The 18,538-nt window shown below is 60.3% G+C and carries 16 protein-coding genes; 15 read left to right on the plus strand and 1 reads right to left on the minus strand.

The window, feature by feature from the left end; all coding sequences use genetic code 11:
- Positions 1-68 precede the first annotated feature (68 nt).
- From gltA to accD, 15 genes are all read left to right on the plus strand, one after another.
- Complete coding sequence (gene gltA / locus ACSQ36_RS20025; protein ID WP_213766683.1) at positions 69-1,370, plus strand: citrate synthase; 1,302 nt, start codon at positions 69-71, stop codon at positions 1,368-1,370.
- 242 nt (positions 1,371-1,612) lie between these two features.
- Complete coding sequence (locus ACSQ36_RS20030; protein WP_031362537.1) at positions 1,613-1,834, plus strand: YdcH family protein; 222 nt, start codon at positions 1,613-1,615, stop codon at positions 1,832-1,834.
- Positions 1,835-1,892: 58 nt separating this feature from the next.
- Positions 1,893-2,993: a polyphosphate kinase 2 gene (gene ppk2, locus ACSQ36_RS20035; RefSeq protein WP_436183306.1), complete on the plus strand. Its 1,101-nt coding sequence runs from the start codon at positions 1,893-1,895 to the stop codon at positions 2,991-2,993.
- Positions 2,994-3,575: 582 nt separating this feature from the next.
- Positions 3,576-4,985, plus strand: a complete 1,410-nt coding sequence (leuC, locus tag ACSQ36_RS20040; RefSeq protein WP_213766647.1) for a 3-isopropylmalate dehydratase large subunit — start codon at positions 3,576-3,578, stop codon at positions 4,983-4,985.
- The gene (locus ACSQ36_RS20045) at positions 4,982-5,113 is read left to right on the plus strand and encodes an entericidin A/B family lipoprotein (RefSeq protein WP_436183307.1); all 132 of its coding nucleotides are present in this window, start codon (positions 4,982-4,984) and stop codon (positions 5,111-5,113) included. Before leuC ends, ACSQ36_RS20045 begins: the two co-directional genes overlap by 4 nt.
- A gap of 44 nt (positions 5,114-5,157) precedes the next feature.
- Positions 5,158-5,808: a 3-isopropylmalate dehydratase small subunit gene (gene leuD, locus ACSQ36_RS20050; protein WP_436183308.1), complete on the plus strand. Its 651-nt coding sequence runs from the start codon at positions 5,158-5,160 to the stop codon at positions 5,806-5,808.
- A 49-nt stretch (positions 5,809-5,857) separates the two neighbouring features.
- The gene (leuB, locus tag ACSQ36_RS20055; protein ID WP_436183309.1) at positions 5,858-6,925 is read left to right on the plus strand and encodes a 3-isopropylmalate dehydrogenase; all 1,068 of its coding nucleotides are present in this window, start codon (positions 5,858-5,860) and stop codon (positions 6,923-6,925) included.
- A 470-nt stretch (positions 6,926-7,395) separates the two neighbouring features.
- Positions 7,396-8,517, plus strand: a complete 1,122-nt coding sequence (asd, locus tag ACSQ36_RS20060) for an aspartate-semialdehyde dehydrogenase (RefSeq protein WP_213766643.1) — start codon at positions 7,396-7,398, stop codon at positions 8,515-8,517.
- 195 nt (positions 8,518-8,712) lie between these two features.
- Entirely contained in the window at positions 8,713-11,082 is a 2,370-nt protein-coding gene (locus ACSQ36_RS20065; RefSeq protein WP_436183310.1) for a FimV/HubP family polar landmark protein, read from the plus strand.
- A gap of 7 nt (positions 11,083-11,089) precedes the next feature.
- Positions 11,090-11,911, plus strand: coding sequence for a tRNA pseudouridine(38-40) synthase TruA (gene truA, locus ACSQ36_RS20070; RefSeq protein ID WP_436183311.1), 822 nt, complete (start codon positions 11,090-11,092; stop codon positions 11,909-11,911).
- Positions 11,908-12,585, plus strand: coding sequence for a phosphoribosylanthranilate isomerase (locus ACSQ36_RS20075; RefSeq protein WP_436183312.1), 678 nt, complete (start codon positions 11,908-11,910; stop codon positions 12,583-12,585). Before truA ends, ACSQ36_RS20075 begins: the two co-directional genes overlap by 4 nt.
- A gap of 58 nt (positions 12,586-12,643) precedes the next feature.
- Positions 12,644-13,837 carry a tryptophan synthase subunit beta gene (gene trpB / locus ACSQ36_RS20080; RefSeq protein WP_436183313.1) on the plus strand — a complete coding sequence of 398 codons (1,194 nt, stop codon included), beginning with the start codon at positions 12,644-12,646 and terminating at the stop codon, positions 13,835-13,837.
- Between the two features lie 11 nt (positions 13,838-13,848).
- Positions 13,849-14,745 (plus strand): DNA-methyltransferase, encoded by an 897-nt coding sequence (locus ACSQ36_RS20085; protein WP_436183314.1) that lies wholly within the window; start codon positions 13,849-13,851, stop codon positions 14,743-14,745.
- Between the two features lie 75 nt (positions 14,746-14,820).
- Positions 14,821-15,624: a tryptophan synthase subunit alpha gene (gene trpA, locus ACSQ36_RS20090; RefSeq protein WP_436183315.1), complete on the plus strand. Its 804-nt coding sequence runs from the start codon at positions 14,821-14,823 to the stop codon at positions 15,622-15,624.
- A 76-nt stretch (positions 15,625-15,700) separates the two neighbouring features.
- Positions 15,701-16,573 carry an acetyl-CoA carboxylase, carboxyltransferase subunit beta gene (gene accD / locus ACSQ36_RS20095; protein WP_062086303.1) on the plus strand — a complete coding sequence of 291 codons (873 nt, stop codon included), beginning with the start codon at positions 15,701-15,703 and terminating at the stop codon, positions 16,571-16,573.
- 479 nt (positions 16,574-17,052) lie between these two features.
- Here accD and ACSQ36_RS20100 read toward each other — a convergent pair whose 3' ends face one another.
- Positions 17,053-18,183, minus strand: a complete 1,131-nt coding sequence (locus tag ACSQ36_RS20100; protein ID WP_436181324.1) for an IS110 family transposase — start codon at positions 18,181-18,183, stop codon at positions 17,053-17,055.
- Positions 18,184-18,538: the final 355 nt, after the last annotated feature.

Consider the following 18,538-nt stretch of genomic DNA (forward strand, 5'->3'; position numbering starts at 1 on the left):
ATGCGGCGCGTGCAAGAGTCGTGCGAATTATCGAAAACCTGTTTCCATACTTCGATTGAGGATGTGCTATGACCCCGTCAGATGTTAAAGCCACGCTATCGTTCAGCGACAACTCGCCGAGCGTTGAAATGCCGATCTACAAGGGCACCCTGGGCCCGGACGTAATCGACATCCGCAAGCTGTACGGCCAGACCGGCAAGTTCACGTACGATCCGGGCTTCATGTCGACGGCGGCGTGCAATTCCGCAATTACGTACATCGACGGCGATAAGGGTGAGTTGCTGTATCGCGGGTATCCGATTGAGGAACTCGCGGTCAAGGCTGACTTTCTCGAGACCTGTTATGCGCTGCTGCACGGCGATCTGCCGACAGTCGAGCAGAAGGCCGAGTTCGTTGAAACCGTCACGAAGCACACGATGGTTCACGAGCAGATGCATTTCTTCTACCGCGGTTTTCGTCGCGATGCACACCCGATGGCGGTGCTCGTGGCGGCTGTCGGCGCGCTGTCGGCGTTCTATCACGACTCGCTGAATATCAACGACCCGCGTCACCGTGAAGTGTCGGCGATTCGCATGATCGCGAAGCTGCCCACGCTGGTGGCCATGGCGTACAAGTTCACGATCGGCCAGCCGTTCGTTTATCCGAAGAACGATTTGTCGTATAGCGCGAACTTCATGCACATGATGTTCTCGAACCCGTGCGAAGAGTACAAGGTCAATGATGTCCTCGTGCGTGCGCTGGATCGTATTTTGATCTTGCATGCGGATCACGAGCAGAATGCTTCTACGTCGACCGTGCGTTTGGCTGGGTCGTCGGGTGCGAATCCGTTTGCTTGTATTGCTGCTGGCATTGCTTGTTTGTGGGGCCCGGCGCATGGCGGTGCGAATGAAGCCGCGCTGAACATGCTGGAAGAAATCGGTTCCGTCGATAATATTCCTGAGTTCATCAAGCAGGTGAAGGACAAGAATTCGGGCGTGAAGCTGATGGGCTTCGGGCATCGCGTTTATAAGAACTACGATCCGCGCGCGAAGCTGATGCGTGAAACGTGCCATGAAGTGCTCGAAGAGCTGGGTCTGCATGATGACCCGTTGTTCAAGCTGGCAATGGCGCTGGAAAAGATCGCGCTGGAAGACGAGTATTTTGTGTCGCGTAAGCTGTATCCGAATGTTGATTTCTATTCGGGTATTGTGCAGCGCGCGCTGGGTATTCCGACGGCTATGTTTACGTGCGTATTTGCGATGGCACGGACCGTGGGCTGGATCGCGCAGTGGAACGAAATGATCGCTGATCCGGAACAGAAGATTGGCCGTCCGCGTCAGTTGTTTATTGGTGATACGCCGCGCGAAGCGAAGGCGATTGATAAGCGGTAGGTTGCATTTAGTATTGGTTTGAAGAAAGCCCCGGCGGGTGTCTGCCGGGGCTTTTTGCATTCTTGGGCCTGATTGTTTCTCCGCCTGCTGTTTGTTCTTCGTGCTAGTCCCAGACTCAACCTGCCCAAGCCAAAACTCGCGCAAACACGAGCAATATCAACATGCGACTTGTGTAGTAATGCCAAGATATCCAGGCTTACTGACCCTGCGGGCTTGCCCGCAAACCGCACGAGGAGCTACCGATGTTTCCAGAATTTCGCGATCTGATTTCCACGCTCAAGACGGAAGACGCCCACTTCGCTCGATTGTTTCAGCGTCACAACGAACTGGATCATGAGATCAAGAACATGGAGGGTGGGCCGCTACCCGCGGACGGTCGGACTATCGAAACGCTCAAGAAGGAAAAGCTGCTTTTGAAGGACAAGCTCTATGTCGTCTTGAAGAAGGCCGCGACGCCGGCTTAAGCAGGCAGCGCCTCGTTTAACCCTGAGAGGCGGGGCGCCTAGTTATAAGGAAGAGACTTTGACATCACAGCACGAAAAATCCGACGCTCGCCATTCTGCCGTGCGAAGCGTCGCTCGCGGCGACGTCCTGGAGACCGGCACTCCGCGCGCCGCACAGCTCGATGAAACCGGCCGCGCCGTTCAGGCGGCCAACGAGCAAATCACAAGCACTTTGCAGCACGTATTGTCGACGGGTGCCGCGCAGGACCCGGGCACGCTGATGGACACCATCAAGACATTGATGAGCGGCCTCTCCCCCGATGAAACCACCGCTCTTCGCAGCGTCATGCTGGAGGGTGATCCGGCGCTTTGGCATGCTCGCGCTTCGCGGCATCCCGACGACGAACTGTCACGTGACTGGCGTGGCGGCGGGTATCCATATCGGAACCTGATGTCGCGCCATGCGTACGAGAAGCAGAAGTATGCGCTGCAGGTCGAATTGCTGAAATTGCAGGCGTGGGTACGGGAAACCGGCCAGCGTCTGGTGATCCTGTTCGAAGGGCGAGACGCTGCCGGCAAGGGTGGCGCCATCAAGCGCTTTATGGAGCACATGAATCCGCGCGGTGCGCGCGTCGTCGCGCTCGAAAAGCCGACCGAATCCGAGCGCGGCCAATGGTATTTCCAGCGTTACGTGCAACACTTGCCGACATCGGGCGAAATCGTGCTGTTCGATCGCTCCTGGTACAACCGGGCGGGCGTTGAGCGGGTCATGGGGTTTTGTTCGGAACATGAATATAACGACTTCATGCAGCAGGTTCCCGAGTTCGAGCGGCAACTCGTTCGAAGCGGCATGCATGTTGTCAAGTTCTGGTTTTCGGTGAGCCAGGAAGAACAGCGCCGGCGCTTCAAGGAGCGCGAGATTCATCCGCTCAAGCAATGGAAACTCAGTCCGGTGGATCTCGCCTCGCTGGATAAGTGGAACGAATACACGGACGCCAAGGAAGCGATGTTCGCGCAAACGGATACCGCGGATTCCCCATGGGCGGTGGTTCGCTCGGACTGCAAGAAGCGGGCGCGGCTCAACGCAATGCGCCATATCCTGCATAAGCTGCCGTATGCGAACCGGGACGTTCGCGCAATTGGGACGGTCGATCCGTTGATCGTGGGGCGGGCTTTGTAGGCTGGTGTTTGACGGGTTGTTGATACATTCAACGGGTGTAGGTGCAGTCAGCGCTTACACCCATTTTTATGTCCGAAAGTTTGTTCCCTGGGCAAGGTTTCTACACCACGTCACTGAGAACCCCGGATGTGACAGATCTACACGAAGATAAACCAATACGAATGGCGAGCGATGGACCCGGTTTCATCGCAGGCCGCGACCATCCGGCCCATATCCCGCCGCCCATCGAAGAGTTTCCATGGGGCACCGATGCTTCCAACGCGAGCATTGTCGAGCGGTTAGCTGCTCCAGACGCTGCGAATATCGAATTCAAGGCGCCGCGGTCAGGCCGTTTATTCCACCCAGCTGATTTCTCCTGATTTGCTTCATTAACAGGCCGGCCGCGCTGCTAAACGGCTGATCCTTTTCTGCATTCCGGTTGAACAGCCCATCCCGGTACTCCCCATACAGGTAGCCCTACTACCACCCTAACTCACTGTTTTATATCGGTTTTTTCTTGGTTCACTAGCGCAATGCGCCGTCCTGCGTGGCATAATCATCAAACCAAAAAACACCCCCGCAGTCACAACACCTGAAAAGACCATGGCCCAGACCCTGTACGACAAGTTGTGGAATTCGCATGTGATCCACACCGAGGAAGACGGCACGTCCATCCTCTACATCGACCGTCATTTGCTCCACGAAGTGACCAGCCCACAAGCGTTCGAGGGTCTGAAACTGGCCGAGCGGCCAGTGTGGCGGATCAGCGCGAACCTGGCAGTGTCCGACCACAACGTGCCCACGACCGATCGTTCGCACGGCATCGCGGACCCGATCTCGAAGCTGCAAGTCGACACGCTCGACAACAACTGCGACGCCTACGGCATCACGCAGTTCAAGATGAACGACCTGCGACAGGGCATTGTGCATATCATCGGGCCGGAACAGGGCGCTACGCTGCCGGGAATGACAATAGTCTGCGGCGACTCGCATACCTCCACGCACGGCGCGTTCGGCGCGCTGGCGCACGGCATCGGTACGTCGGAAGTCGAGCACGTCCTCGCCACGCAAACGCTGCTGCAAAAGAAGAGCAAGAACTTGCTCGTCAAGGTCGAAGGACCACTGCCGCGCGGCTGTACCGCGAAGGACATCGTGCTGGCGATCATCGGCAAGATCGGTACGGCGGGCGGCAATGGTTACGCCATCGAGTTTGGCGGTTCGACCATCCGGGCGTTGTCCATGGAAGGCCGCATGACGGTCTGCAACATGGCGATCGAAGCGGGCGCGCGGGCAGGCATGGTCGCCGTCGATGAAACCACGATCAACTACCTGAAAGATCGTCCGTACTCGCCGCACGGCGCGGAATTCGAGCAGGCGGCAACCTATTGGCGCACCTTCACGTCCGATCCGGGCGCGAAGTTTGACCGCGTCGTGGAGTTGAATGCGGCTGAAATCGTGCCGCAAGTGACGTGGGGCACGTCGCCGGAAATGGTGACGTCCATCGACGGCCGCGTGCCGGATCCCGAGCGCGAAAAGGACCCGGTCAAGCGCGACGCAATCGAACGCGCGCTGAAGTACATGGCGCTCGAACCGAACACGCCGATGCAATCGATCAAGCCGGACAAGATTTTCATCGGCTCGTGCACGAATGCGCGGATCGAGGACTTGCGTGCCGCGGCGTATGTGGTGAAGACGCTGGGCCGCCGCGTGGCGCCGAACATCCGTCTGGCGATGGTCGTGCCGGGTTCCGGCCTCGTGAAGGCGCAGGCCGAACGCGAAGGGCTCGACAAGGTATTCCTCGACGCCGGTTTCCAGTGGCGCGAACCCGGCTGCTCAATGTGCCTCGCGATGAACGCCGACCGCCTGGAACCGGGCGAGCGCTGCGCATCCACATCGAATCGCAACTTCGAAGGGCGTCAGGGCGCAGGCGGCCGTACGCATCTGGTGAGCCCGGCAATGGCGGCGGCAGCCGCTATTGAAGGCCATTTCGTCGATATCCGCGAACTGGCATGAAGCGCGTCTTTACTCTGCTGGTGTTGATCGCGGTCGTCGCCACTGCTGCGGGCTGCAATACGGTCCACGGCTTTGGCGAGGATCTGCATCACCTCGGCAACTCGATCAGCAACGCGGCCGACAAGTAAGCGGTTTTAAAGAACGGTCAAGCAGACCAAACCGGTGACGGATCATGGAAAAATTCACAGTACATAGCGGGCTCGTGGCGCCGCTGGATCGCGATAACGTCGACACGGACGCGATCATTCCGAAGCAGTTCCTGAAGTCGATCAAGCGCACGGGTTTCGGCCCGAACGCCTTCGACGAATGGCGTTATCTCGATGTCGGCCAGCCGGGCCAGGACAACTCGAACCGGCCGCTGAATCCGGATTTCGTGCTGAACCAGCCGCGCTACAAGGGTGCGTCGATCCTGCTGACGCGCAAGAATTTCGGCTGCGGCAGCTCGCGTGAGCACGCGCCGTGGGCGCTCGACCAGTACGGTTTCCGCGCGATCATCGCGCCGAGTTTCGCCGATATCTTCTACAACAATTGCTTCAAGAACGGGCTGCTGCCAATCGTCCTGACCGAAAGCCAGGTCGACAAGCTGTTCAACGAAACCTACGCGTTTAATGGGTTCAAGCTGACGGTCGATCTGGAGCGGCAGGTTGTGCTGACCGGCGACGGCACGGAATACCCGTTCGAAGTGCCGGGTTTCCGCAAGTTCTGCCTGCTGAATGGTTTCGACGACATCGCGCTCACGCTGCGCCATGCCGACAAGATCCGTCAGTTCGAAAACGAGCGTCTCGTGAAGCAGCCGTGGCTGAATAACCGCCTCGTCGGCTAAGTACGAGCGAGCATAAACGCGTACGAATCAACAAAGAAAAGGAAACACCATGAAGATCGCAGTGCTGCCCGGCGATGGCATCGGTCCGGAGATCATCAAGGAAGCCGTCAAGGTCCTGAACGCGCTTGACGAAAAGTTCGAGCTCGAAGAAGCGCCGGTCGGCGGCGCGGGTTACGAGGCGAGCGGTCATCCGCTGCCGGAAGCGACGCTCGCGCTGGCGAAAGCATCGGATGCAATCCTGTTCGGCGCCGTGGGCGACTGGAAATACGATTCGCTCGAACGCGCGCTGCGTCCGGAGCAGGCCATCCTGGGTCTGCGCAAGCATCTGCAATTGTTCGCGAACTTCCGTCCAGCCATTTGTTATCCGCAATTGACGGCGGCTTCGTCGCTGAAGCCGGAGATCGTGGCTGGGCTGGATATCCTGATCATCCGCGAACTGAATGGCGATATCTATTTCGGCCAGCCGCGCGGCGTGCGTTCATCGCCGGATGGGTTGTTCGAAGGCGCGAAGGAAGGCTTCGACACCATGCGTTATTCCGAGCCGGAAGTACGTCGCATTGCACATGTGGCGTTTCAGGCCGCGCAAAAGCGCGCGAAGAAGCTGACGAGTGTCGATAAAGCCAACGTCCTTGAAACGTCGCAATTCTGGCGCGACGTGATGATCGATGTATCGAAGGAATATGCGGACGTCGAGTTGTCGCACATGTACGTGGACAACGCGGCCATGCAACTGGTGAAGGCGCCGAAGGCGTTCGACGTGGTGGTGACCGGCAATATGTTCGGCGACATTCTCTCCGACGAAGCCGCCATGCTGACGGGTTCCATCGGCATGCTGCCGTCCGCCTCGCTCGATAAAAACAACAAGGGCTTGTACGAGCCGTCGCATGGTTCGGCGCCGGATATCGCGGGCAAGGGCGTGGCGAATCCGCTGGCGACCATCCTCTCGGCCGCCATGATGCTGCGCTACTCGCTCGGTAAGCCGGAGCAGGCTGACCGGATCGAAACGGCGGTGAAGAAGGTGCTCGCGCAGGGTCTGCGTACCCGGGACATCGCGACGCCGGACGGCCGTACGGTCGGCACGCAGGAAATGGGCGATGCGGTTGTCGCGGCGCTTTAAGCTTTAATACTGGCAACGCGCTTTTTCATCGGATGGTTTGGCGAAAAATTCCGATGGAAAAGCGTCTCGCGGCGGACGTTTTTGCCGGATGCCGCCGATCGCGATATTTCATCTCGATTCGTCGCTTTTAGCGCACGAACCACGTCAAAAGGCGTGGAACGCTCGCGCGGAGGGACGAATATGCGGGTTATCGTGTAGACTCTTTTGTTATGGCGAAGATCTCTTCAATCTCTCCGGACTCGATTTCATGCGGCGGCTTTAGCTCAGGCGCCCGCGCGACTCGTCTCGCCATTACGCTTTTGAACACGCTGCCGGGTACGGTTGCGCTGTCCAAACGCATTACGAAAACCATTTCCCTCAAAACGATCACGTTCCGCTGATCGCCTGTCGTGCCCGCCCATCTTCCCCGCGCGGTCACGTCGGCGGAGGGTTTGGCCCAAGCGGGGAAATGTCCACAAAAAAGGTTAGTCATGAACGTAGGTCTCGTTGGTTGGCGCGGCATGGTCGGCAGCGTCCTGATGCAACGCATGCAGCAGGAAGGCGATTTCGACCTGATCGAACCGGTGTTTTTCAGCACCAGCAATGCGGGTGGCAATGCGCCGTCGTTCGCGAAAAACGAGACGAAACTCAAGGATGCAACAAGCATCGACGACCTGAAAAAGTGCGACGTAATCATTACGTGCCAGGGCGGCGATTACACCAACGAGGTGTTCCCGAAGCTGCGCGCGGCCGGCTGGAAGGGTTACTGGATCGACGCGGCTTCGTCGCTGCGCATGAAGGACGACGCGGTCATCATTCTCGACCCGGTGAACCTGAGCGTCATCAAGGATTCGCTTGTTAAGGGCGGCCGGAATTTCATCGGCGGGAACTGCACGGTCAGCCTGATGCTGATGGCGCTCGGCGGTTTGTTTAATCAGAACCTGGTCGAATGGACGACTGCCATGACGTATCAGGCGGCTTCCGGCGCGGGCGCGCAGAACATGCGCGAACTCTTGCAGCAAATGGGCGTGCTGTACGGCGCGGCCAAGGAAGATCTGGCGGACCCGTCGTCGGCTATTCTGGATATCGACAAGCGCGTGCAGGCTGCCATGTCCAGCGATCGTATGCCTATCGATAACTTCGGCGTGCCGCTAGCGGGTTCGCTGATTCCGTGGATCGACAAGGATCTCGGCAACGGGATGTCGAAGGAAGAGTGGAAGGGCGGCGCGGAAACCAACAAGATTTTGGGGTTGCCCGCCATGGGCGAGCCGGGTTCGGTTCCTGTGGACGGCCTATGCGTTCGGATTGGCGCAATGCGTTGCCACTCGCAGGCGCTGACCATCAAGCTCAGGAAGGACGTGCCGCTGGACGAGTTGCACGGCATTTTGGCGTCGGCGAACGACTGGGTGAAGGTTGTTCCGAACGAACGCGAAGCGTCGATGCGCGATTTGTCGCCGGCGGTGGTCACGGGCTCGCTGACGGTGCCGGTCGGCCGCTTGCGTAAGCTCGCCATGGGCGGCGAGTACCTGTCGGCGTTCACGGTCGGTGACCAGTTGCTGTGGGGCGCGGCGGAACCGCTGCGCAGGATGCTGCGCATCCTGCTGGACAAGTAAAGTAAACTACGCGCCACGACGCGCAGCAGTTCACCAAAGCGTCGCGCTTGCGCGGCGCTTTTTCGTTGTGCGGCTGAATGGTTGCTGGCTCGTGCGGCTCGGTTGCCGGTATCGCGCAACCGGTCTGCGGCCAGTTTTTGGATGTTGCCCCGTTTTGTTGGTTTCTTGTTCGCTGTCCACTCGCCTGGAGTATCAATGATCGTTCGTCCGAGTCGGCCGCTTCATTCACCGCTTCGCTTCCTCAGCCGCTCGCGGCGCGCGGCGCTGATCGCGGCAAGCGTCGCGAGTGTGCTGCTCGGAACGTTCGTTTCCTCCGATGCCACCGCCCAGGCCAGCAGCGCGTCGGCCGTTTCGGAGGCTTCGGCGCCGGTGTCGGCGTCGGCACCTGTGGTACCTGTCACGCAGTACAGCGTGAAACCGGGGCAATCGCTCAGCGATATCGCCTCCCAGATCACCGGCTCGAACGACCGCGCCACGCGCGAGAAGATGTCGCGCGCGCTCTTCGATGCGAATCCCAACGCGTTCATGGGCCATGACCCAAGCCGGTTGAAACTCGGATCGGTATTGAACGTGCCGGCGGTTGAGGATGCGGGAGTGGCTGCCGCCGCGTCTGAGGCTTCTGAGGCTTCTGCGCCTGTGGCGGCATCGTCGCCGGCAGTCGAGGCTAGCGGGTCCGTAGGGGCTGCGGCGCCGGTCGAGGGGACATCGAATGCTGCCGGTGCAGTGAGCGGAGCCGCGATGGCGGCGAGCGGCGCGGTCACTGCGGTTGCGCCCGGCGCATCGAGTGAGGCGAACGCGGCGTTGCCGACATCGGAAGCTCAACCTGCGGCGAGTGCCAGCGAGGCTGCGAGTGCGAGTGAAGTGGCGCCTGCATCGGAAGCGGCTCCGGCGTTGAGCGCATCGAGCACACCTGCGGCGACTGTCGCGCCGGTGAGCGCGCCATCAGCGACAGGTTCTACGGCTATGTCGGCGAACGGGCCGATTGGTTGGCTTGTCGGGGCTGTCGTGGTGATCGGCTTGTTGCTGCTCGTTATGCGAAGCGGTAAACGACGCCGTGCTGCAAGCGCCGCCGCTGCGTTGACTGCCGCCGAGCGCGCGCCGCAAGCGCCGCCGGTGGTATCCAAGGCGCCTGAGATAACCGCTGTGCCCCCTCACGATGGATCGACGAGCCACGCGCAAGCTTCCACGGGCGCTGCCGATCTCGACGGTGCATCGGTTCAGCGCGCTCAAGGTGAGCTGAACGTGGTGGCTGCAAGCATGGAAAACTACGATGCCGCGCAGTCCTTCGATACCCCAACCGAAGACAAGCCGTTTCCTCCGGCCGAGAGCAATGCAATAGCCGACGATGCCGACGGCGCGCAAGTAACGCCGGGCGAGAGCCGTGCGCAGGATGCTGCACCGACCCGCGACACGGAGACCAAACGCGCGCCGTTCATGCCCGACGCGCCCTCAGCGCTGCATCGCGATTTCACGCCGCCGCGCCCGGGTGCGATCGAGGCGGCATTGGCGGCGGAACGGGCAGCGGCGGATCGCGCCGAGACATTGCGCGCAGAAATGGAGGCTCGGGAACATGAGCTTCGCGAGGCGGCTGCGTTAGAACAGGCGACGCGCGAGGCCGTGGCGCAGGAAGCTGCGGCGCGTGAGCTTGAGGCGCAAGAGGCGACAGCGCGTGAGTTGGCAGCGCGAGAAGCTGCAGCCCACGAAGCTGCGATGCGTGAAACGGAAGCCCATGAAGTTGCGGCTCGTGAAGCAGCAGCGCGTGAAACGGAAGCTCGCGAAGCCGCAGCCCGCGAAGCTGCCGCTCTCGAAGCGCAAGCCCGTGAAACACAAGCCCGCGAAACCGCCGCTCAAGAAGCCGCGACGCGCGCATCCACCGCTCACGAAAGCGGAGAACACGTGGCATCGGCCCAGTCGGCGATCGCACCCCAATCTGCAACGAACGAGCGAAACGATGCGGAAGACGCGTCCGCCTACGACGACGAACCGTCGCCGGCTTCCCGCTTCCCGCAGCCCAAATTTCCGCAAGAGGCTATCGAAGCCCTCAGCGCGCTCGATTTCGGTTTGCCGCCACGTCAGGAGGCGCCCGCACCCTCGGACGTCCAGCCGCCGGTGCCCGCTGCCTTCGTCGAACCCAGGGCGCAAAACGAAGCCCCCTTGGCGCCCGCCACACCCCAGCCTATCGCCGACCCGGCCGTCTTCGATCGTCAGAACGCGCAGCATAGCCACCCTGAATCAGCCACGACTCCGCCATCCGCGAGCGAGCAAATCGAATCCGGCACGGCTGGCGCGGCATCGGTGGCGGGCCTTGGCGCATCGCGTTTCGGCCCCCTGAGCCTCGACTTCGATTACAACACGCCCGCGAGCCAGAGCGAGCCGCTACCGGCCTTCACGCCCGAACAAATCTCGACGATAGCCCGCAACAAGCTCGAACTGGCCGTCGAATACATTGAGCTTGGCGATTTATCCGGCGCGCGCACGTTGCTGCAGGAAGTGATCGAATCGAACGATCCGGCTACGCGCCAACCGGCCGTCACGCTGTTATCGACGCTGGCGCCGCTGTCCTGAGATGCCTGTGAAACGCATTGCATTAGGCATCCAGTACGATGGTTCGGCGTTCAGCGGCTGGCAGACCCAATCGGACGTCGAGACCGTTCAGGACGTTCTCGAACGCGCGCTGGGGAAGTTCACACAGACGCGCGTGCAGACGGTCGTCGCGGGGCGCACGGATACCGGCGTTCACGCGCTCGGCCAGGTCGTGCATTTCGATACCGAACTCGAGCGCACCGACTTCGCCTGGGTGCGCGGCACGAACGCGTTCTTGCCGCAGAGCGTCGCGGTGCAGTGGGCGCGTCCGATGCCCGATGACTTCCACGCCCGTTTCGGCGCCTATGAACGCACGTATTACTATGCGCTCTACGTCCACCCCGTCCGCTCGCCGATGATCACCGGCCGCGCCGGCTGGTGCTACGCGCCGCTCGATGCCGCCGCGATGCGCGAAGCCGCCGCCAGCCTGATCGGCAAGCACGATTTCACCGCGTTCCGCTCGTCCGAATGCCAGGCGAAGACGCCGGTGAAATACCTGCATCAGATTGATATCGTGGAACAGGGCGATTTCATCCACTTTCGCTTTCGGGCGAACGCGTTCTTGCACCATATGGTGCGCAACCTGATGGGATGTTTCGTCGCGATCGGGCGCGGCAAGCATCCCGCGTCATGGATGGCGGAACTGCTGGAAGCGCGCGACCGCAAACGCGCCGCGCCCACGTTCATGCCCGACGGCCTGTATTTGGCCGAGGTCGGCTATCCTGAGAACTTCGCGGTGCCTGCGCCACGCCTGGGAAGCTATCCGTGGAGCGCGGTCTGGCAGGACAACAAGAACGAGACAAAAGCATGAGTAACGGAATGAGCAGCGATTTGCGTCGGACGAGAATCAAGCTGTGCGGTTTGTCGAAGACGGAAGATGTCGATACCGCCGTCGCACTCGGCGCCGATGCCGTGGGTTTTGTGTTCTATCCGCCCAGCCCGCGTTCGGTGAGCGTGGGGCAGGCGGTTGAGCTAGCGGAGCACGTGCCGCCGCTCGTTTCGGCGGTTGGTTTGTTCGTCAACGCCACGCCGGAATGGATTCGCGAGGTGACATCGAATGTGAGGTTGTCACTGCTGCAATTCCACGGCGATGAAACCCCGGCCCAATGCGCAGCGCTCGCTGAAGTAGCCGGCTTGCCGTGGTGGCGCGCTGTGCGGGTAGGGCCTGATGCCACTGCACGCGATTTGGTAGAATCATCTCTTAATTATTCAGCAGCCAGCGGTTTGCTCCTCGACACCTTCGTCGACGGCTACGGTGGCGGTGGAAAGGTATTCGATTGGTCACTTATCCCAACAGATCTCGGGCATCGGGCCGTTTTGAGTGGTGGGTTGAACGCGCAAAACGTCCTTGACGCCATCCGGCGCGTGCGCCCTTACGCAGTCGATGTCTCCAGCGGCATCGAACTAGCGGGGGCGAAGGGCGTGAAAGATCACGCCCGAATGGCGGCGTTTGTACGCGCGGTGCGCGAAGCAGACGCTGGATGATCAAGATGGGAAACGACGTGGGTAAGCGCAACGCTGCCACGTACCGAGAGAGTGACACATGTACAACTTACCAGACGATCGGGGCCATTTCGGCCCATATGGCGGCACATTCGTATCCGAAACGCTGATTCACGCACTTGATGAACTTCGCGATGCCTACGCGGAATGCAGCAAGGATCCGGCGTTTATCGCGGAATACGAATACGAGCTGAAGCACTACGTTGGCCGTCCGTCGCCGATTTATCACGCCAAACGCTGGAGCAACATGCTCGGCGGCGCGCAAATCTTCCTCAAGCGCGAAGACCTGAATCACACCGGCGCGCACAAAGTTAATAACGTGATTGGCCAGGCGCTGCTCGCGCGCAAGATGGGCAAGCCGCGCGTGATCGCGGAAACCGGTGCGGGACAGCATGGCGTCGCCACGGCGACCATCGCCGCGCGTTTCGGCATGGAATGCGTGGTCTACATGGGCTCGGAAGACGTGCGGCGCCAGGCGGCGAACGTGTACCGCATGAAGTTGCTCGGCGCGACCGTTGTGCCGGTCGAATCCGGCTCCAAGACGCTGAAAGACGCGCTCAATGAAGCCATGCGCGACTGGGTCACGAACGTGGAGAACACGTTCTACATCATCGGTACGGTGGCGGGGCCGCATCCCTACCCCATGATGGTGCGCGACTTCCAGCGGGTGATCGGCGATGAATGCAAGGTCCAGATGCCCGAAATGACCGGCCGTCAGCCGGATGCGGTGATCGCGTGCGTTGGCGGCGGATCGAATGCGATGGGCATCTTTTATCCGTATATCGACGATAAAGAGGTGAAGCTGATCGGCGTTGAAGCGGCCGGCGATGGCATCAGCACCGGGCGTCACGCGGCGTCGCTGATTGGCGGAAGTCCGGGTGTTCTTCACGGCAACCGCACGTATCTGCTTCAGGACGAAAACGGCCAGATCATCGAGACACATTCGGTTTCAGCCGGGCTGGATTATCCCGGCGTCGGACCGGAGCACGCGTGGTTGAAGGACGCAGGCCGTGCCGAGTACGTGGGTATTACCGACGAAGAAGCGCTGAAGGGTTTCCACGATTGCTGCCGGATCGAAGGGATTATTCCGGCGCTGGAATCGAGCCACGCGCTCGCTTACGCCGCGAAGCTCGCGCCCACATTGCCCAAAGACAAGCTTCTGCTGGTCAATCTGTCGGGCCGTGGCGACAAGGACATGCATACGGTCGCCGAGCGCACCGGCATCACGTTCTGAGCCCGCAACCGATGCGCGATGAAGTCGATCATGCAAGTGCGCACGGCGCCGCCGGTGCTGCCGGTAGCGACGTCCACGGCGGCACCACTGACCGCGGTATCCACCTGCATCATCGCGATTTCCTGACCGATGCAGCGAACCTCCCGGACGGCTCGATCGACCTGATCGTGGCCGATCCGCCGTACGGCCTGGGCAAGGATTACGGCAATGACTCGGACATGCGTTCCGGCGATGCCTTCCTCGACTGGACCTACGGCTGGCTTGAACTGGCGATCCCGAAGCTCAAGCCAAGCGGTTCGCTTTATATTTTTTGCACGTGGCAATATGCGCCGGAGATCTTTGTGTTCCTCAAGCGCCGCCTCACGATGGTCAACGAGATCGTGTGGGACCGGCGCGTGCCGAGCATGGGCGGGACGGTGCGCAGATATACGTCAGTGCACGACAACATCGGCTATTTCGCGGTATCGAAGGATTACTTCTTCGATCTCGATCCCATCCGCATCCCCTACGACGCAGTGACGAAGAAGGCGCGTTCGCGCAAATTGTTCGAAGGCAGCAAGTGGCTGGAGCTGGGTTACAACCCGAAGGACGTCTGGTCGGTGTCGCGGTTGCATAGGCAACACGCTGAGCGCGTCGACCATCCGACGCAAAAGCCGCTTGAGATCATTGAGCGCATGGTGCTGGCGAGTTGTCCGCGTGGCGGGCGCGTGCTCGATCCGTTCATGGGTAGCGGCACGACCGCGGTTGCCTGCGCGCGACACGGGCGCGAGTTCGTCGGCTACGAGATCAACGCCGACTATCACGCGATTGCTGAAAAGCGCGTCGCGGAGACGGGTTCCGTCGGAGTCCGGGTTGAACCGAAATCCGAGACCACGGACACCGCCGTCGACCAAGCGAGCGCCGCTTAAGCTGCTGCTAAATCACTGCTAAGTCACTGCTAAAAAACACTAAAAGGCGCAAATTTCGCGCAAAGAGATTAACTCATGTCCCGTATCAAAAGCACATTTGCGGCGTTGGCCGAGCAGGGCAAGAAAGGTCTGATCCCGTTCATCACGGCCGGCGATCCGAACCCCGAGCAAACTGTTGAATTCATGCACGCGCTCGCCAAGGGCGGCGCGGACGTCATCGAACTGGGCGTGCCTTTTTCCGATCCGATGGCCGATGGTCCCGTGATCCAGCGCTCGTCCGAGCGCGCGTTGGCCAAGGGCGTCTCGCTGAAACACGTTCTCGCCGACGTGAAGCGCTTCCGCGAGATCAACACCGCGACGCCGGTGGTCCTGATGGGCTACGCGAATCCGATCGAGCGGATGGGCACGGAAGCCTTCGCCAAAGCGGCGAAGGAAGCGGGCGTGGATGGCGTTCTGGTCGTCGATTACCCGCCGGAAGAGTCGGTGGAATTCAGTGCATCGATGCGCGCTGCGGGTATCGATCCGATCTTCCTGCTCGCGCCCACATCGACCGATGACCGTATTGCCGCAGTCGGCAAAGTGGCGAGCGGATATGTCTATTACGTGTCGCTGAAAGGCGTGACCGGTTCGGCAAATCTGGACGTGGCCAGCATCGCGAGTAAAATCCCGGCCATCAAGGCGCATGTCGCGTTGCCGGTGGGGGTGGGTTTTGGCATCCGCGACGCTGCGTCGGCGAGGCTGGTGGCCGATGTATCGGATGCCGTGGTGATTGGCAGCCGTCTCGTGCAATTGCTCGAAGAAGCGCCGCCGGAGAAGGCGGCGGAGATGCTGACGAGTTTTATCGCCGAAATTCGCTCTGCGCTCGATTCTGCAAAATAACCCGTTATTGCGGCCCAAAAGGGTTCAAACCCGCTCCAAATGGGCCGCAAAACACGTGAAACAGGAAGGACATACGATGAGCTGGCTCGACAAACTGTTACCGCCGAAGATCAAGCAAACCGATCCGAAAAGCCGCAAGGGCATTCCGGAAGGGCTGTGGATCAAGTGTCCGTCGTGTGAGGCGGTGCTGTACCGCAATGACGTCGAGGCGAATCTGCATGTCTGCCCGAAGTGCAGCCATCACATGCGGATTGGCGCGCGCGAACGGCTCGACGGTTTGCTCGATCCGGAAGGCCGTTACGAAATCGGCCAGGAAATCCTGCCGGTTGATGCACTGAAGTTCAAGGATAGCCGGAAGTACCCGGACCGCCTGAAAGAGGCGATGGAAGATACGGACGAAACCGACGCCATGGTCGTCATGGGCGGCGCGATCCACACCATTCCGGTCGTGACTGCGTGCTTCGAGTTCTCGTTCATGGGCGGCTCGATGGGCTCGGTGGTCGGCGAACGTTTTGCCCGCGGCGCGCGCAACGCGCTGGAGCAGCGCACGCCGTTCATCTGTTTTACGGCGTCGGGCGGCGCGCGGATGCAGGAAAGCTTGCTGTCGCTGATGCAGATGGCGAAAACCACGGCCATGCTCACGAAGCTGGCCGAAGCCAAGCTGCCATTCATCTCCGTTCTCACCGATCCGACCATGGGTGGCGTGTCCGCCAGTTTTGCGTTTTTGGGCGATGTGGTGATTGCTGAACCGAAGGCGCTGATCGGCTTTGCGGGCCCGCGCGTGATCGAGCAGACCGTGCGCGAGAAGCTGCCGGAAGGTTTTCAGCGTTCGGAATTCCTGATCCAGAAGGGCGCGATTGACATGATTGTGGATCGCCGGAAGATGCGCGAAGAAATCGCGCGCCTGATTGCACTGCTGACGCTGCAGCCTGCTGACGCAGTAGCCTGAGGGTTTTCGTTCGCACTCGGGGTTTGGGTTTTTCGGGTGCTTTTGGGGTTGGTCGTTGGGGTGCTAGGTTTTGGGGTTAGTGGTCGGGGTTGATGCTGGGTTGGTGCTTTCGGCCGTGGTGGTCTGCGAGAGTCGGATTTTCTCTTTATCACTATTAGCCACTGTGCGTGGCGGCACGTCATTTCTGATATGACTTTCCGTGTCAACAGGTGTTTTTAGCTGTGGTCATCTTTTCTCTTCCTACAATTTCCTGAGGGCGGCGTAGCAGTAACACTCGACGGTGAATCAATCTGATATTCGCGGGTTGGTTACCGCATTACAGTGATCCGTCTCGTGAGCCTGCCGCTAACTTTGTGCGCAAGTCGGCGTGAACCGTTGATAAGCCGTTGCAAAGAAATGCCGCGGGTAACTCTGATGCCGGGCTACGCCGCCTTCAGGAAACTGCCTTTTCGATGATTGCAAAACTGTTTTTTGCTGGTTTAGACAGCCGCTCTGGACTTGTTGATCGCCTGCTCCATGCCCAGACGGGCGATGTCCCAGATAAACCCGGCGAGTTCGCGAGCGATCGCGACGACCGCCACGTTTTTGAGTTTGCCCTTCGCCACCATTCTTCTAAAGCGCCCACACAGACGCAACTGCGCGTCCCAGGCGCGATCGATAATCACCTTGGGCACGCCCTCATGACGCTGCTGAATTTCGGGACTCACGCGGGCCGTATGCCGATAACTCCAGGCGGCCTCGATCAGCAACTTTCGCGCAAGCGAATTGCCCGTCTTGGTGATGCTGCCCTGGCGCCGGCTGCCCCCCGACGAGTATTCTGAAGGCGTTATGCCCAGCCACGCCATCAACTGCCGAGGATGGGCAAAGCGCGTCACATCGACGATCTCCGAGAGCAAGCCAACGGCGGTGGTGAACTTGATGCCGCGCATGGTTTGCAGGGCGAGCACGGCGGGATAAAAGCGCCACTGCGGCACCGCTTCGCGCAAGGCCGACTCAAGCCGCTCGCACTGCGTAAACCGGTCTTCGATCGCGCGGCGCAACTCGGTGAAGGCGAGGTCCTGCCATGCGTTGCCGAACGAGAACTTGCTGATCCAGCGTCGATGCGCCGGCCCCCAGTTCGCCGTGCCCGCGTATCGCACGGCGTGGGCGAGCAGGAACGATTTTAACGCTTGGCGGGCGCGTTTGAGGGCATCGCGCGTACTGGCCCAGACACGCGCAAGATCGCGAAACGCTTCGTCTTCGACGGTGGGCACATGCACTGCGCTGAGGTCGCCCGCGCGCAGTGAGCGCACGAGCTTGAGCGCGTCGCGGCGGTCGGTCTTCACGCGATCGCCGGCTTTGCGCGGGATCAGCGAGGGGGCGCACACCATGCACTCGAAGCCTTTGGCAGCGAGGCGGCGCTGCAGGTCATAGCCCAGAGGACCGGCTTCATAAACGATTTTTACGTGGCGAGCCTTGGATTGAAGCTTTTTGCATAACTGATCAATATCGCGAGAGCGCGTGCCGATCTTGCCGAGCACTTCGACTTCGCCGCTGCCCAGCGCGTAGGCAACTGTAATCGAGTCTTTGTGAACATCCAGTCCGACAAATAACGTGATATCGTTTTGCATGCTGGCCTCCGTGTTGGAAACAAAACCTATGAGTGACGGGTTCGCCCTCACTGTTACGGCTCTGGCGCTATGCTAACCCGCGTGTTTTAGCTCTGTCACGGGGGCCAGCCCTTACTGCTCACGGAAGTCATACTAACTTTGTCCAAAGCGACAAAGAAACGAAGCAAAGAAAGCGCTTTTAAACCACGCTACCCTAAGTGTCCACAGCGTGCAGTTTTGATTCATAGGTGCCCCAAAAGCACGGTGCTCGCCAGAGCGAAGGATGTGTGAACCCCTCCTTCTCGCGAATCCTGACACGAACACGCTTCGCCCCGTACACTCTCGGGCAAGTACCTTTGCCAAGGAACCGGTACGG

The sequence above is a fragment of the Caballeronia sp. LjRoot34 genome (assembly GCF_964253815.1).
Classification (GTDB): Bacteria; Pseudomonadota; Gammaproteobacteria; order Burkholderiales; family Burkholderiaceae; genus Caballeronia.

Bases quoted from the DNA above. Each gene is read 5' to 3' on its own strand.
- gltA (WP_213766683.1), top strand. From the start codon at position 69: ATGACCCCGTCAGATGTTAAAGCCACGCTATCGTTCAGCGACAACTCG.
- ACSQ36_RS20030 (WP_031362537.1), top strand. From the start codon at position 1,613: ATGTTTCCAGAATTTCGCGATCTGATTTCCACGCTCAAGACGGAAGAC.
- leuC (WP_213766647.1), top strand. From the start codon at position 3,576: ATGGCCCAGACCCTGTACGACAAGTTGTGGAATTCGCATGTGATCCAC.
- ACSQ36_RS20045 (WP_436183307.1), top strand. From the start codon at position 4,982: ATGAAGCGCGTCTTTACTCTGCTGGTGTTGATCGCGGTCGTCGCCACT.
- leuD (WP_436183308.1), top strand. From the start codon at position 5,158: ATGGAAAAATTCACAGTACATAGCGGGCTCGTGGCGCCGCTGGATCGC.
- leuB (WP_436183309.1), top strand. From the start codon at position 5,858: ATGAAGATCGCAGTGCTGCCCGGCGATGGCATCGGTCCGGAGATCATC.
- asd (WP_213766643.1), top strand. From the start codon at position 7,396: ATGAACGTAGGTCTCGTTGGTTGGCGCGGCATGGTCGGCAGCGTCCTG.
- ACSQ36_RS20065 (WP_436183310.1), top strand. From the start codon at position 8,713: ATGATCGTTCGTCCGAGTCGGCCGCTTCATTCACCGCTTCGCTTCCTC.
- ACSQ36_RS20075 (WP_436183312.1), top strand. From the start codon at position 11,908: ATGAGTAACGGAATGAGCAGCGATTTGCGTCGGACGAGAATCAAGCTG.
- trpB (WP_436183313.1), top strand. From the start codon at position 12,644: ATGTACAACTTACCAGACGATCGGGGCCATTTCGGCCCATATGGCGGC.
- ACSQ36_RS20085 (WP_436183314.1), top strand. From the start codon at position 13,849: ATGCGCGATGAAGTCGATCATGCAAGTGCGCACGGCGCCGCCGGTGCT.
- trpA (WP_436183315.1), top strand. From the start codon at position 14,821: ATGTCCCGTATCAAAAGCACATTTGCGGCGTTGGCCGAGCAGGGCAAG.
- accD (WP_062086303.1), top strand. From the start codon at position 15,701: ATGAGCTGGCTCGACAAACTGTTACCGCCGAAGATCAAGCAAACCGAT.
- ACSQ36_RS20100 (WP_436181324.1), bottom strand. From the start codon at position 18,183: ATGCAAAACGATATCACGTTATTTGTCGGACTGGATGTTCACAAAGAC.